Annotated in this window: 12 protein-coding genes; 1 reads left to right on the top strand and 11 read right to left on the bottom strand. The window is 74.2% G+C overall.

Features of this window, described 5'->3' with window-relative positions; genetic code table 11:
• Positions 1-17 precede the first annotated feature (17 nt).
• Genes GNZ18_RS23910 through GNZ18_RS23940 form a run of 7 tightly spaced genes read right to left on the bottom strand, consistent with a single transcriptional unit; the run spans position 18 to position 6,733 of the window.
• Positions 18-920 (bottom strand): ABC transporter substrate-binding protein, encoded by a 903-nt coding sequence (locus GNZ18_RS23910; RefSeq protein WP_156218750.1) that lies wholly within the window; start codon positions 918-920, stop codon positions 18-20.
• Positions 917-2,098 carry an LLM class flavin-dependent oxidoreductase gene (locus tag GNZ18_RS23915; protein ID WP_156218751.1) on the bottom strand — a complete coding sequence of 394 codons (1,182 nt, stop codon included), beginning with the start codon at positions 2,096-2,098 and terminating at the stop codon, positions 917-919. Before GNZ18_RS23915 ends, GNZ18_RS23910 begins: the two co-directional genes overlap by 4 nt.
• Positions 2,088-3,017 carry an LLM class flavin-dependent oxidoreductase gene (locus tag GNZ18_RS23920; RefSeq protein WP_156218752.1) on the bottom strand — a complete coding sequence of 310 codons (930 nt, stop codon included), beginning with the start codon at positions 3,015-3,017 and terminating at the stop codon, positions 2,088-2,090. The genes GNZ18_RS23915 and GNZ18_RS23920 overlap by 11 nt, the downstream gene beginning before the upstream one ends.
• Entirely contained in the window at positions 3,014-4,042 is a 1,029-nt protein-coding gene (locus GNZ18_RS23925) for an ABC transporter substrate-binding protein (protein ID WP_214619963.1), read from the bottom strand. The genes GNZ18_RS23920 and GNZ18_RS23925 overlap by 4 nt, the downstream gene beginning before the upstream one ends.
• Positions 4,039-4,824 carry an ABC transporter ATP-binding protein gene (locus GNZ18_RS23930; RefSeq protein WP_156218753.1) on the bottom strand — a complete coding sequence of 262 codons (786 nt, stop codon included), beginning with the start codon at positions 4,822-4,824 and terminating at the stop codon, positions 4,039-4,041. Before GNZ18_RS23930 ends, GNZ18_RS23925 begins: the two co-directional genes overlap by 4 nt.
• Positions 4,821-5,690: an ABC transporter permease gene (locus GNZ18_RS23935; protein ID WP_156218754.1), complete on the bottom strand. Its 870-nt coding sequence runs from the start codon at positions 5,688-5,690 to the stop codon at positions 4,821-4,823. The genes GNZ18_RS23930 and GNZ18_RS23935 overlap by 4 nt, the downstream gene beginning before the upstream one ends.
• Entirely contained in the window at positions 5,687-6,733 is a 1,047-nt protein-coding gene (locus tag GNZ18_RS23940) for an NrtA/SsuA/CpmA family ABC transporter substrate-binding protein (protein WP_156218755.1), read from the bottom strand. Before GNZ18_RS23940 ends, GNZ18_RS23935 begins: the two co-directional genes overlap by 4 nt.
• 306 nt (positions 6,734-7,039) lie before the next feature.
• Between GNZ18_RS23940 and GNZ18_RS23945 the strand changes: the two genes are divergently transcribed.
• Complete coding sequence (locus GNZ18_RS23945; RefSeq protein ID WP_216651430.1) at positions 7,040-8,059, top strand: class I SAM-dependent methyltransferase; 1,020 nt, start codon at positions 7,040-7,042, stop codon at positions 8,057-8,059.
• Positions 8,060-8,082: 23 nt separating this feature from the next.
• Here GNZ18_RS23945 and GNZ18_RS23950 read toward each other — a convergent pair whose 3' ends face one another.
• The 4 genes from GNZ18_RS23950 to GNZ18_RS23965 are packed head-to-tail and all read right to left on the bottom strand — an operon-like array spanning position 8,083 to position 13,208.
• Positions 8,083-9,459: a cytochrome P450 gene (locus GNZ18_RS23950; RefSeq protein ID WP_156218756.1), complete on the bottom strand. Its 1,377-nt coding sequence runs from the start codon at positions 9,457-9,459 to the stop codon at positions 8,083-8,085.
• 5 nt (positions 9,460-9,464) lie between these two features.
• On the bottom strand, positions 9,465-10,289 hold the full coding sequence (locus GNZ18_RS23955; protein ID WP_156218757.1) for an SAM-dependent methyltransferase: 825 nt from the start codon (positions 10,287-10,289) through the stop codon (positions 9,465-9,467).
• Positions 10,286-12,082 (bottom strand): hypothetical protein, encoded by a 1,797-nt coding sequence (locus GNZ18_RS23960; RefSeq protein ID WP_156218758.1) that lies wholly within the window; start codon positions 12,080-12,082, stop codon positions 10,286-10,288. The genes GNZ18_RS23955 and GNZ18_RS23960 overlap by 4 nt, the downstream gene beginning before the upstream one ends.
• Positions 12,083-12,128: 46 nt before the next feature.
• Positions 12,129-13,208, bottom strand: coding sequence for a polyprenyl synthetase family protein (locus tag GNZ18_RS23965; RefSeq protein WP_156218759.1), 1,080 nt, complete (start codon positions 13,206-13,208; stop codon positions 12,129-12,131).
• Between the last annotated feature and the right edge of the window lie 10 nt (positions 13,209-13,218).

Below are 13,218 nucleotides of genomic sequence, written 5' to 3' on the forward strand. Positions count from 1 at the left end.
CGTGCGTCCCGCGTCCGCTAGTCGCGGGCGACCAGCTCGGCCAGGTCCGGGAGGACGGCGTCGGCGACGGTGATCTTCCGGTCGATCAGGCCGTTGGCGTGCAGCAGGTCGGCGGCCCGCTGCTGCTCGGCGACGAACTCGTCGCTGACCGGGAGCAGCCCGAACGGGCGGCCGCGCAGCGCGTGCTCCCACGCGTCGAGGTCGTCGTCGCCGTCGGCGAACAGCGCGGCCGCCTCGCGGGGGTTGGCGCGGATCCAGGCGTCCGACTCCTGCAGCGCGCCCACGATCTCGGCGAGGACGTCGCGGTGCTCGACGGCGAAGTCGCGCCGCGTGAACCACAGCGAGCGGTGGCTGAACAGGCCGTCGGTCTCGATCAGCGTCCGCGGTTCCGTCTCGCTCTCCAGCGCGGCGAGCGCGGGGTAGCTGCCGGTCCAGGCGTCGACCTTGCCGTCCAGGAGCAGTTGCGCGCCCTCGTTCCCGGCGTCGACCGGTTCGATGTCGCGCCAGGTCAGCCCGGCCTGGTCGAGCGCGAACAGCAGCAGCGTCGTCTGCCAGGAGCCGTGGCCGAGGGCGACCCGCTTCCCGGCCAGGTCGGCCGGGGAGTCGATGCCGGAGCCGGGCAGGGAGACCAGCCGCCCGTTGTCCACCCGCGGTCCGGAGATCGCCACGTAGACGATGTCGTGGCCGCGGGCCTGCGCGGTGACCGGCGGCGTGGAGCCGGTGCCGATGAAGTCGTAGCCGCCGTCGAACAGGTGGTCGCCGTGCACGGACGGCAGGCCCTCCGTGGGCGCGGGACGGGCCCCCGCGGGGAGCGACCGCAGGTCCACCCACTCCACGTCCGGCAGCGATCGCTCAAGGATCCCCCGGTGGCGCAGCACCCAGAGCGAGTTGTTGTGGGGGAAGAAACCGACGCGGGTCATCGGGTGGATCCTTTCGCTTCAAGGGTTTCGAGAGAGGGGACGGAGGTGCCGGGGCGGCCGCCGCGCAGCAGGGGGAGGACGTTCTCGCCGATGCGGCGCGCCTCCTCCAGGTGCGGCACCCCGGCGAGGATGAACGCGTCCACGCCGAGCGCGATCAGCTCGTCGAGCCGGGCGGCGACCTGCGCGTAGCTGCCGACCAGCCCGAACGCGGGGCCGCCGCGCAGCAGGTGGAACCCGCCCCACACGTTGGGGCTCGCCTCCAGCTCGCGGGGCTCGCGCACCGGCCAGTCGATGAACTGCGAGCTGCGCAGCCAGCCGACCGAGTCGCCGGTGGACTCGGGGCCCCGCAGCTGCTCGGGGTCGACGTGCCGCCAGCCGCGGCGGATCTCCGCCCACGCCTCCTCCTCGGTCTCGCGGGCCAGCACGTCGATGCGCACCGCGAACCGGGGCGACCGGCCGATCGCGGCGCTGTGCTCGCGGACCTGGTCGAACTTGGCGGCCAGCGCGGGGAACGGCTCCAGCCACGACAGGTAGTAGTCGGCGTGCCGCCCGGCGGCCTCGATCGCCGCCTTGGACGATCCGGAGAAGTAGATCTCGGGGAAGGGCTGCCCGGCCAGGCGCTCGGGGAGCCCCGCGCCCTCGACCCGGTAGAAGCGGCCGCGGTGGGTGACCGGGCCGCCGTCCCACACGGCCTTCAGGACGTCGAGGAACTCCGAGGTCCGGGCGTACCGGCCGTCGTGGCCGACCTTGTCGCCCCACCACAGCTGGGCCGGGCCGCCGCCGCCGGAGATGATGTTGTAGACGACGCGTCCGCCGGTGGCGCGCTGCAGGCTCGCCGACATCCGCGCCGCCTGCACCGGGTGCAGGAAGCCGGGCTGGAAGGCGATCATGAACCGGTAGGTGGTGGTCTCGCGCGCCAGGCTCGCGGCCGCCGCCCAGGGGTCGTCGGTGAAGGGGAACGAGGGCAGCAGCCCGCCGACGAACCCCGACAGCTCGGTGGAGCGCGCGACGTCGGCCATGTGGTCCAGGTGGCTGTAGCCGTCCGGACGGCCCTCGCGCAGGCCGGGGGTGATGCTGCCCGGCACGACCGGCGACCAGTCGCCGCGGGTCACCAGGCGGCGGCGCAGCGACGGCTGGTCGCCGTGCGTCCCGATGCGCCAGTAGATGTCAATCGACATGTGCGTGCTCCCGAACGAAGAGGGGCAGCAGCTGCTCCCCGAGCCGGTAGATCTCTGCGACGTCCGGCGGCGGCTCCAGGACGAACGTGCTCACGCCCCGGTCGGCGTAGCCCCGCAGCTCCGCCGCGACCTGCTCGAACGAACCGGTGAGGGCATGCTCGGGCACGTTCTGGACGGCGCGCGCCTCGTCCTCGTCCTCGCGCGCCGCCACGGTCAGCCGCAGGGCGGGGGCCACGGTCCGGCCGCGCTCGGCGGCGCGGCCGCCCAGGTCGGCGATGAGCGCGTCGAGGTCGTCGGTCACGTCGAAGACGTGGACGTCGGCGTGCTTCGCGGACAGCTCCAGCGCGTCGGCCGAGACGCCGGACAGATGGACGGCCGGGAAGCGCCGTCCGGCCAGCGGGCCCTGGAAGCCTCCGGCGAGGACCTGGAAGAACATGCCCTCGTAGGTGAAGTCCTCGTGCTCCCACACGCCCTTGGCGATGGTGAGGAACTCATCGGCGCGGGCGTAGCGGTCCGGGCCCTCCAGGAAGTCGCCGTGCGCCCGCGCCGTCGCCGGGGGGAGGTCGACGACCGGCCACCAGCCGAACCGGTCCCCGGTGAACCGCTGCAGCGACGCCGACAGCTTGGCCGCGTACACCGGTGTCCCGATGCCCGGGTGGAGGCCCGCGACGCCGTGTATCCAGCGGTTGCGGCGCAGCAGCCCCGCGACCACCACCAGCGGTTCCTCCGCGTCGGGCGCGAAGGGGGCGACGACCCCGTCGAAGCCGACGACCTCGGCGGCGCGTCCCACCTCGCCGATCGCGTCGAAGGCCCCGTACCGGCCCTGTCGGGTGTCGGTGACGAACTCCGGCAGCGGCGCCGGATCCGTGTCCGGCCCGGTCGTCGGCAGCGTGAGCAGGAACCTCGGGGGCGCGCTCATGCCGCCGCCTTCGCGGAGACCTCGCGCAGCGGCTCGTGCGCCACCCACGACGCGACGTCCACGTCGGCGGCGAGGAAGCCGTGGATCAGCAGGAAGTCCTTCTGCTTCACGAGCAGGTCGAGGCGCTCCGGCGAGAGGTCGGGACGCAGCGTCCGGTGGAACCCGTCGCGGTAGGCGGTGCGCACGCCCGACGCGCCCGACCGGGTCTCCCCGGCGAGGATCCCCCGCACGCCGTCCAGGTCGGCGGCGGCCCAGTCGGCCGCGCGCAGTGTGGCGGCGAGGAACGCGGTCACCAGCTCGGGCCGCTCGTCCAGCAGCCGCTCGTGCACGGTGATCGGCCGCGGCGTGCCGTTGTTGACGCGGGTCGCCGGGTCGGGATGGGCGTCCAGGTCGACGCCGACGGCGAGGCCGAGGTCGGCGGCCTGCTCGGCGGCGCGGGCGCCCTTGACGTAGACGGCGTCCACTTCTCCTCGGGCGAGTTCCTCCAGGCCGGGCCACGCGATGCGTCCGCCGCGCGCGTCCCGTCCCACCGACGGCGACAGGTCGGCGGCGACCTCGACGAACGTGACGTCGTCCAGGCTGAGGCCGCCCTGGGTGAGCGCGCCCTTGATCCCGTGCAGCGCCATCGCGCGCGGGAAGCTCTGCGCCCTGGTCCGGGCCCAGCCGGGCAGCGCCACGCGGGCGCCGCGCAGGTCCTGCGGACCTTCGATGCCCGAGCCGGGACGGACGAGGACCGACTGCCACTCCTCGATCCACGTCAGCCCGATCAGCCTGGTCGGCGCGCCCTCGCTGCGGGCGGCCAGCGCGGGCACGTTGCCGCCCTCGCGGAACAGGCCCGGCAGGTCGTGGTCGAAATGGTGGCGGGCCAGCTCGGGTTCGGCGTCCTGCAGGACGCCCACCTCCAGCCCGAACGGCGCGAACGCCTCGGCCAGCCCGCCGCGCCGGTGGGCGAGGCCGCTGGCGGTCGGAACCGGGCAGCGGGTGAACCAGATCTTGTCGACGCCACCGCTCTGCGGACTGCTCACGCGATCACTCCTCGGTCGGACGTCAGGCCGCTTCGGCCGGACGGCGGGGTCACCCGGTCGGACGCCGGGAGGACGCCCAGCCGGGTCAGCAGCTCCCGGCGGTGCTCCAGCACCGCCGGGTCGGACGCGGTCGACGCCGCGCCGCGGGGACGGGGCAGGTCGATGGCACGGTCCACGACGAAGGCGCCGTCGTCCAGCACCGCGACCCGGTCGGCCAGGCGCACCGCCTCGTCCACGTCGTGGGTGACGAGCACGACCGCGGGACGGTGCCGCGCGCACAGCTCGGCCACCAGGTCCTGGGCCTGCAGGCGGGTCAGGGCGTCCAGGGCGGCGAACGGCTCGTCCAGCAGCAGCACCTGCGGGTCGCGCACCAGCGCGCGGGCCAGCGCCACCCGCTGCGCCTCCCCGCCCGACAGGGTGGCCGGCCAGGCGCGCTCGCGTCCGCCCAGACCGACCTCGGCGAGCATGCGGCTGCCCTTGTCGCGCTCCGACCGCGGCAGCCCGAGCGTGACGTTGGCCAGCACCCGCCTGGCCACCACCAGCCGGGGCTCCTGGTAGACCGTGGTGACGCGCGGCGCGGTCAGCACCGTCCCCGCGTCGGGCCGCTCCAGGCCCGCCAGCACGCGCAGCAGCGTCGTCTTGCCGGTGCCGCTCGGGCCGAGCAGCGCGAAGAACTCGCCGCGCCTGACCTCCAGGTCGATCCCGTCCAGGACGGTCTTGGCGCCGAACGCCTTGCGCAGGCCCCGGACCCGCACCGCCACCTCGTGGCCGTCGCGGCTCATCGGGCCGTCACCTGCCCGCGCCACGGCGTGGCGAGCCGTTCCAGGCCCCTGATCGCCAGGTCGATGAGCAGCCCGAGCAGCGCGTAGATGAGGATGCACAGCACCATGTAGTCGTTGCGGTAGTACTGCTGGGCGAGCGTCACCAGGTAGCCGATGCCCTCGGTCGCGCCGAGCTGCTCGGCGGCGATCAGCCCGGTCAGCGACACCGACAGGCTGATCCGCAGGGCCATCAGCACGCTGGGCAGCGCGGACGGGAGCACCACCGACAGCGCCAGCCGGGGGCCGCGGAGCCCGAACCCGCGCGCGGCCTCCACCACCTTGCGGTCGACGCCGCGCACGCCCAGGTAGACGTAGGCGTACATGGGCGCGAACGCGGCGACCGCGATGAGCGCGATCTTGAACGTCTCGCCGACGCCGAACCAGGAGATGAACAGCGGCACCAGCGCCAGGAACGGCACCGCCCGCTTCATCTGCAGGGTCAGGTCGACCAGCTCCTCGCCGAGCGCGGACAGCCCGGCGACCGCGCCGAGCACCAGCCCCGCGCCGCAGCCGACCAGGACGCCGAGGGCCACGCGGCGCGCCGAGGCGAGCACGTAGTCGGCGAGCTGCCCGGTGGAGGCCAGCTCCCGCAGGGCGGACAGCACCGCGCCCGGCCCGGCCAGGACGTCCGGCGAGATGCGGCCGCTGCTCGCCCCCCACCACCAGGCGACCAGCAGCGCCAGCGGCACCGACGCGCGCAGGGCCAGTGAGATCGCCGGACGCCGTCGCCGCCGCCCCAGCCACGGCGGCGTCCGCAGCCCGTCGGCGGTTCCCTCCGCCGGGCGCCGCCGCACGGTCCCGGCGTCGGGCACGATCTCGGCGGTCATCGGGCGGGACCCAGCTTGAACAGGACGTCCTCGGGCCGGATCGCGTTCGGCAGCACGCCCTGCTGCTGGAACAGCCCGGCGACCGCGGTGACGTGCCCGCCGTCGGCGTCGGTGACGGCACGCGGCACGCTCTGGTAGCGGGCCTTGGCGATCGCGTCGTCCAGCCGCGCGCCGGACAGTGCGGTCGGGCCCTTGTCGAGGAACACGTTCTGGAACTTGCGCGGGTCGCGCTTCTCCTGCTCGGTCAGCTCGCGGACCACGTCCAGGAAGACCTGGACGGCGCGCGGATTGGCCTGGAGCACCTCGGTGCGGGCGGCGAAGATGGTGAGGTCCCGGTCGGGCAGGTCGCGGCCGTGCAGCAGGACCCGCGCGCCCTTGGCGACGACCTCGGGGTAGGCGTCGACGATCGCCCACCAGGCGTCCACCTTGCCGGTCGCGAACGCCGACGCGCCCTGCGCCGGGTTCAGGTGGACGCGCTGGACCTGCGACGCCGGGATCCCGGCCTCCTTGAGCGCGAGCAGCAGCAGGTACTCACCACGTCCGGCCTTGTTGACGGCGACGCGCTTGCCGACCAGGTCGCGCACCGACCTGACCGGGCTGTCGGCCTTGACGACCAGGCCGTCCTCGTAGGGGGCGGCCTTGTCGGTGACCCGGTCGGCGGCGGCGAAGATGCGCAGGTCGCGGCCGTTGGCCAGGTAGCCCACGGCGGGTGAGATCGCGCCTTCCAGCACGTTCACCGACCGGGACCGCACCGCGTCGATCGTCGCCGTGAACGAGGCGTACGAGCCGCCCCACTGCACCCGCGCGCCGGCGGCCTCCAGCCGCTTCTCCAGGATCTTCTCGCGCTTGGCGTAGGCGAGCACACCCGCGTTGCCCGGGTCGCTCAGCCTGATCACCGAGCCGGGCCCGGAGCCGCCGCCGGCCTTGGCCGACCCTCCGCAGGCGGTGGCCAGGCCCAGCAGCAGGGCGACGACGGCGCAGACCAGCGGTGGACGGCGACGCGGGGCTCTCGCCCGGGAGGCGTGCGGAACAGAACTCGACATGGCTCACTTGGCCCTTCGCGAACGAGCAAGACGACGGCCGCCACGTCCGGAGGACACGGCGGTGCTTCTCACAGGAGGAGAACGAGAGAGGAGGAGGGGAGGGCAGATCCGGATCAGCGACAGAGAGTGCTGTCCAGCCGCATGTGGTCAACCACACGCCGGACGGTCAGTGCGTGCGCCATATTCCTATATTTGAGGTAGGAAAAGTTTATGTCAAGCCCGTATTGTCCAGGTCAGCCCGACCGCCGGCCCGGCGCGCCGGGCGGTCACTGGTCGATTCCCCCGCGCTTCTGCATCATCGGGACCATGACGAGGGATGCCCTGACGGCGCTGGAGTCGATGACCGAGCGTCAGGTCGGCCGCTGGCGCGACGTCCTGGACGCGGTGGCCGGGATGCTGCCGGGCGGCGCGGCGTGCGTGCTGGTCGAGGGCTGCGGGCACGCCGACGCGGTCGCCGCGCGGCTGGCCGACCACCTGACCGCCGCCGGGCGCCGCCGCGTCCGGCCACGCGACGGCGGCCGCGGAGGCGAGCGGGAGCCGGACGCGATCACGATCGGCGCGGGCACCGGGGAGCGCGCCCGGACGGCGGGCGGATGGGACGTGGTGATCTGGCTGCGCACCCGCCGCGCGCCGGACGCGGACGCCGAGAACGGCGCGGACATCGTGATCGACCTGAACGACACCCGCTGGCCGGTGATCCGCCGCGTCGGCCCGCGGCTGGCCGGACACGACGGCTGGTACGTCGCCGAGAGCCGGGCGTTCTTCGCGCCCCGCGCCGCCACCTGGGACGCCAGGTTCGGTGACGACATGCCCGCCTACGCCGCCGCGGTCGGCGAGGCCGCCGTCCGGCCCGGCGCGACCGTCCTGGACGCCGGCTGCGGCACCGGCCGCGCGCTGCCCGCGCTGCGCGCCGCCGCCGGCCCGACCGGACGGGTGTTCGCCGTGGACCTCACACCGGAGATGCTCGCCGTCGCCAGGACGACCGGCCGCGCGCACCACGCCGCCCTGCTGGTGGCCGACGCCCGCCGCCTCCCGTTCGCCGCCGCGCGGTTCGACGCGGTCTTCGCCGCCGGCCTGGTGCAGCACCTGCCCGACCCCGCCACCGGGCTGGCCGAACTGGCGCGCGTCACCCGCCCCGGCGGCGAACTGATCATCTTCCACCCCTCGGGACGGGCCGCGCTGGCCGCCCGCCACGGCCGCGCCCTGCGCCCCGACGAACCCCTCGCCAGGACCCGGCTGGAGCACCTGCTGACCGGCGCGGGCTGGCGCCTGGAGCACTACGACGACGCCGCCCACCGCTTCCTCGCCCTGGCCACCCGCCACTGACCCCGCTGGCCACCCGGAACCGTTCAGGCCCGGCGACCTGGCGGCCTTGACTCGGGTCGGGCCGTGCGGGCGGCGGCGCGCATCCGGAGTTCGCGGGGGCGCAGTGTGGCGGCCAAGGCGACACGCGCGTCGTCCTGGCCGGGCAGCGGTTCCAGCCGCCAGCGGGCGGCGATGGTGGCGAGGGCGAGTGTCGCCTCCGTGAGGCCGAACCGGTCGCCGATGCATTTGCGGGCGCCCGCGCCGAAGGGCAGGAAGCCGCCGCGCGGCAGGGCGGTGCGGCGTTCGGGGCTCCACCGGTCGGGGTCGAAGCGCTCCGGGTGGGGGTAGAGGTCGGCGCGGTGGTGGATGACGTAGGGGCTGCACAGCATGGTGGTCCCCTTCGGGATGCCGGCGAGGCCGAGCCGGGTGTCGGCGGTGGCGGTGCGGGTGAACAGCCACGCCGGAGGCAGCAGCCGCAGGGTCTCGCTGATGATCTGGCCCGTCATGCCCAGCTCCGGCAGGACGGCGTGGGTGGCCGGCCGGTCGCCCAGGACGTCGTCCACCTCGGCGTGCAGGCGGTCCTCGATGTCGGGGTGGCCGGCCATCAGGTGCATCGTCCAGGCCAGCACGGCGGCCGTGGTCTCGGTGCCGGCGATCAGGAACGTCATGGCCTGGTCGACGATCTCCTCGTCGGTGAGGCCCCGTCCGCCGCCGGGGTCGCGGGAGGCCAGCAGCGCCGACAGCAGGTCGCCGCGGTCGGCGTCGTCGCCCCGCCGGTCGTCGACCACGCCGCCCAGGGTGGCGCGCAGGTCGGCGATGGCGCGGTGGTAGCGGCGGTTGGCCGGGGTGGGCAGCCGGTCCAGCGGGGGCGGTGTGAGCATCCGGCGGAAGGCGCCGGCGAGCACGGTGCCGATGTCCTCCAGCGTCGCGCGCCGGACCGGGCCCGGCAGCGCGTCGGAGTAGATCATGGCGGTGGTGGTCTCCACCGAGATCGTCATCATCTCCGGGAGCACGTCCAGGATCTGGCCGTCCCGCCACGACCCGGTGACGGCGTCGATCCTGCCCGTCATCACCTCCGCGTAGCCGGGGAGGCGGCCTGGATGGAAGGCGGGCTGCACCAGGCGCCGCTGCCGGCGGTGCCGGCTGTGCGGGCAGGTGGCCAGGCCGTCGCCCACCGCCTCCCCGAGCCGGGCGAAGACCGGCCCGCCCTTGTCGAAGGTCCGGTCATCGCGCAGGACCTGGAGGATGAGGTCCGGGTCGCAGACCAGGACGGCGTCGACCGGGCCCAGCCGCAGCCGGACGAGGTCGCCGTGGGCCGGCAGCGTGCGCAGGAAGCCCAGCGGGTCGCGCAGCAGCGCGGCCATGTGCCCGATCAGAGGGAGTGATCCGGGGACGGTCGGGATGGACCTCGGAGCGGCCATCGCGGTCACCGATCGGCGCGAACCGCGGACAGCAGCACGTAGCCCAGCGGGTCGACGTCGCTGAGACGTTCCAGGGCGGAGGCACCCGCGACGAGCCGGTCGCCCGCTTCGCCGTACCGGGGCGCCGCCCGGCGCAGGCCCGCGCCGAGGGCGGCGTAGGTGCGCCGCGCGTTCCGGCGGATGTCGGTGAACTCGACGATCTCCAGCCCGGCGCGGCGCAGGTGCTCGCGGTAGCCGTCGGCGGTCAGGAGGGTGGCGACCTGGAAGAGGGCGTAGATCTGCGCGAGGACGTCCGCGTCGGGGCCGGAGACGGGCCCGTCGAGGTAGAGATCGGCGATGACCAGACGCGCTCCGGGACGCAGGACGCGGGCGATGTGGCCGAGCGCGGCGTCCTTGTCCCGGATGTGCGTCATCGACTCGATGGCATAGGCCCCGTCGAAGGACGCCGGGGCGAACGGCAGCTCCATGGCGTCCGCGAGCTGGAACGACGCCTGCCCCGGAGCGTCGCCGCGTTCCGGGCGGGCCTGGGCCAGCCGAAGCTGGTGGGCGCTGACGGTCACCCCCGCCACGTGGACGCCGCGGCCGGCGGCGATCTGGGCCGCGGGCCTGCCGCTGCCGCATCCGACGTCCAGCACGCGCAGGCCGGGGGCGAGGTCCAGCCGGTCCGCCACCAGTTCGGTCAGCCGGGCCGATGCCTCCTCCGTGGTGCTCTCGTCCTCGTCGGACTCCCAGTAGCCGACATGGATGCTGCCGCCCAGAACGGCGGTGAACAGATCGGTGAGCTGGTCGTACAGGGCACCGACATCGGCGGCGCCGGGTTCTCCGGTCATGGGGTCCGATCCCTTTCCGCTGAGCGGCACAGCGTGCCTATTCCGTTGGCGATGCGTCCGTAGGGGCTGAAGCCGGAGTGGTCCACCGCGCTGGAGGTGACGCCGAAGAAGGCGCGGCGTACGCGCCGGCCCGCGTCGTCCGGGAGGCCGAAGGTGGCGCGGACGGCGATATCGGTCTCGATGAAGAGGCGGGCGTCGTCGGCGGCCCCGGCGAGGACGACCGACCCCCACAGGCGGCCGATCGCCCGGCGCAGCGGCGCGGCCTGGGGAGTGTTCGTCAGGCCGCCCGCGGCCAACGCGGCGTCGAAGACGTCCTGCCAGTCCTGGGTGAGCCGGCGGCACGCGTCGTCGTCATCGGCGCGGTCGCATCGGGCGAGGGCGCTCTCCGCGGCCGCCACGAGCCGGGCCGGGGCGGCCGCGCCGGACAGGCACCGGCGGGCGACGCGCCGGGCGAGGGCTTCCACCGTGGATGCGGCCGGGCGCCATCGTGGTCGCCAGTCCTCGGTGTGCAGGGTCCACCCGGACGCGAGGCGGCCGCCGGCCGACCGCAGCCGGGTTCCGGCGGCGGGCGGGGCGAACGCCTCCGCGACGTCGCCGCCGGCCCGGTGCAGCGCCGCGAGCTGCCGCCGGAACACGTAGCGGGGCACCAGCAGGTAGAACAGGTTGAACCCCATCGCGTACTCGGCGGCCTCCTCGTGCCCCGGCCTGCCGCAGGCGCAGGCGAGCGTCGCGTCGAGAGCCTGGGCGAGGGCGTCGCCGTAGCCGTGGACGGCCCCCGGGCCCGCGTGGGCGAGCGCCGTGAGCAGCTCGTTGCAGGTTTCGTGGTTGCCCCAGTCGGCGATCGCGTCGACGACGTCGTCGTAGCGCAGCGCGTTGCCGAACACGCGGGCGATGTCCGGGCAGGCCAGCGCCGGCAGGTACGTACCGCTGCCGTCGGTGAGATGCCGGTAGGGGCGGGAACCGAAGGCCAGCCGCAGTAGCGGGGTGTGAAAGCCATCCCATTGGCGGATGGTGAAAAGCTCGTCGGGCGTGAGCGAGAGTTCCGGGTTCCGGTCGGCGGCCCGGTCGCCCCGCGCCATCGCGTCCTTCACATAGCTGATCGCGCCGCCCAGCGTCATCTCGCGCGCCATTCGGTTGGGAGCCGCTCCGGCGAGCGCGGCGAACCCCTCACTGGCCGCGACGAGATAAGGATCCTCCCCGTCCAGGCCCGCTCCGTCTGCGGCATCGACGAAATCCACGGCCAGGCTGAAAGTGAGCAGCGAGCCGAACAGGTTGGGCAGCCGCTCGTCGACGCTGCGTTGGAACTGCCAGTAGTACAGGCAGCCGAGGTAATCCCGCACGGTCATCTCCGGGCTGCGCGCGCCCGGATTGCGCCGCCGGTACTCCCGCCACAGCACCGCCGCCTCGTTCCCCTTCCGGGGCGCCGCCGCGTTCAGCAGCGCCAGGGGGCGGGCGATCGGCGCGGTGTCCGCGTCCCAGAGCGCGGCCGCCTGCCGGGCCGTCAGGCGGCGCAACGCGTCCCCGACCCAACCGTCCAGCAGGCTCTGCTGTAGTCCGGGCGAGCGGGACACCCGGAGCGCCCGCGCGGCCATCCGGTATCCGCCGCCGTCGCGCGGCATCGTCGTGGAGACGTACGGCCGGTAGGCGGACGGCGCGACGAGATAGGTGGCCGCGTCGCCGTCGGCCGGATGGGCCTCGCCCGCCGCGGTGTGCACCGTCCGCAGCAGAGTCTCGGTCTCCGGCGTGGTCAGGCCCGCACGGTCGGCATCCCATAACGCATACGCAATGTTCATCAGTTCGAACCTTCAGACGATTTTCGAGCCGCTTGCTGTCAGCCGGTCAGCTGTGGCGCCACAGGGCCGCATCGGTGAGCGCGGTGAGGGCCTGCCCGGCGTCTTCGGTGAGGGGGGCCGCCCGCAGGGCCGTCAGGGCGTGCCGTCCGCGAACCTCGATCATGTCCTCCACCGCGGCGTGCGCGCCGGTCTCGTCGAGGACCTTACGGAGGTCGCGTGCCGCGGACTCGTCCAGGTCCGCGGCGCCGTGCAGCCGGTTGATGAGGGCGCGCTGTGCGAGCGTGGCGTGCTCGACCGCGTAGGCCATCAGCACGGTCGGCTTGCCTTCCCGCAGGTCGTCCAGATTGGACTTGCCGGTGACGCCCGGGTCGCCGAACACCCCCAGCAGGTCGTCGCGGAGCTGGAACGCCTCACCGAGCGGGCGGCCGAAGGCGGAGTAGGCGGCGAGCAGGCGTCCGCCTCCGCCGGCCATGACGCCACCGAGGACCAGCGGATGCTCCACGGTGTACCTGGCCGCCTTGTAGCGGACGACGCGCATCGACCGCGCCACCGACGGGACGCCCTTCGCGGTCTCGGCGACATCCAGATACTGGCCGCAAATCGCCTCCGCGCGCATCCGGTCATAGACGGGCCGGGCGGCGCGGAGCCGGGCCGGATCGACACCGCTGGTGTAGAGCAGTTCGTCCGCCCATACCAGGAGCAGGTCGCCGAACAGCATCGCGGCGGACACCCCGAAGGCGTCCGGGTCGCCGTTCCACCCGGATTCTTCGTGCAACGCGGCCAGCCGGCGATGCATCGCCGGTCGGCCGCGCCGGATATCGCTCCCATCCATGATGTCGTCGTGGATCAGCGCGAACGAGTGGAACAGCTCAAGTGCCGCGGCCGCCCGGACGGCCTCGTCGCGGTCGGCACCGCCCGCGCCACGCCATCCCCAGTAGCAGAGCATCGGCCGGATTCGCTTTCCGCCCGACAGAACATACGGTCGGAGCAGTTCGAAGGCCGACGCGTCGTCCAGCCGGCTCAGTTCGCCCAGCCGATCGTCGAGGAACTCGGCCAACGCGCGGTCGATCCGCCCCTTCACCTCCAGCGCGGCCGCGGCGGACGTGGACCGTGTACCCGCTGTCATCGCCCCTTCG

Source organism: Actinomadura litoris (assembly GCF_009733595.1).
Taxonomy (GTDB): Bacteria; Actinomycetota; Actinomycetes; order Streptosporangiales; family Streptosporangiaceae; genus Spirillospora; species Spirillospora litoris.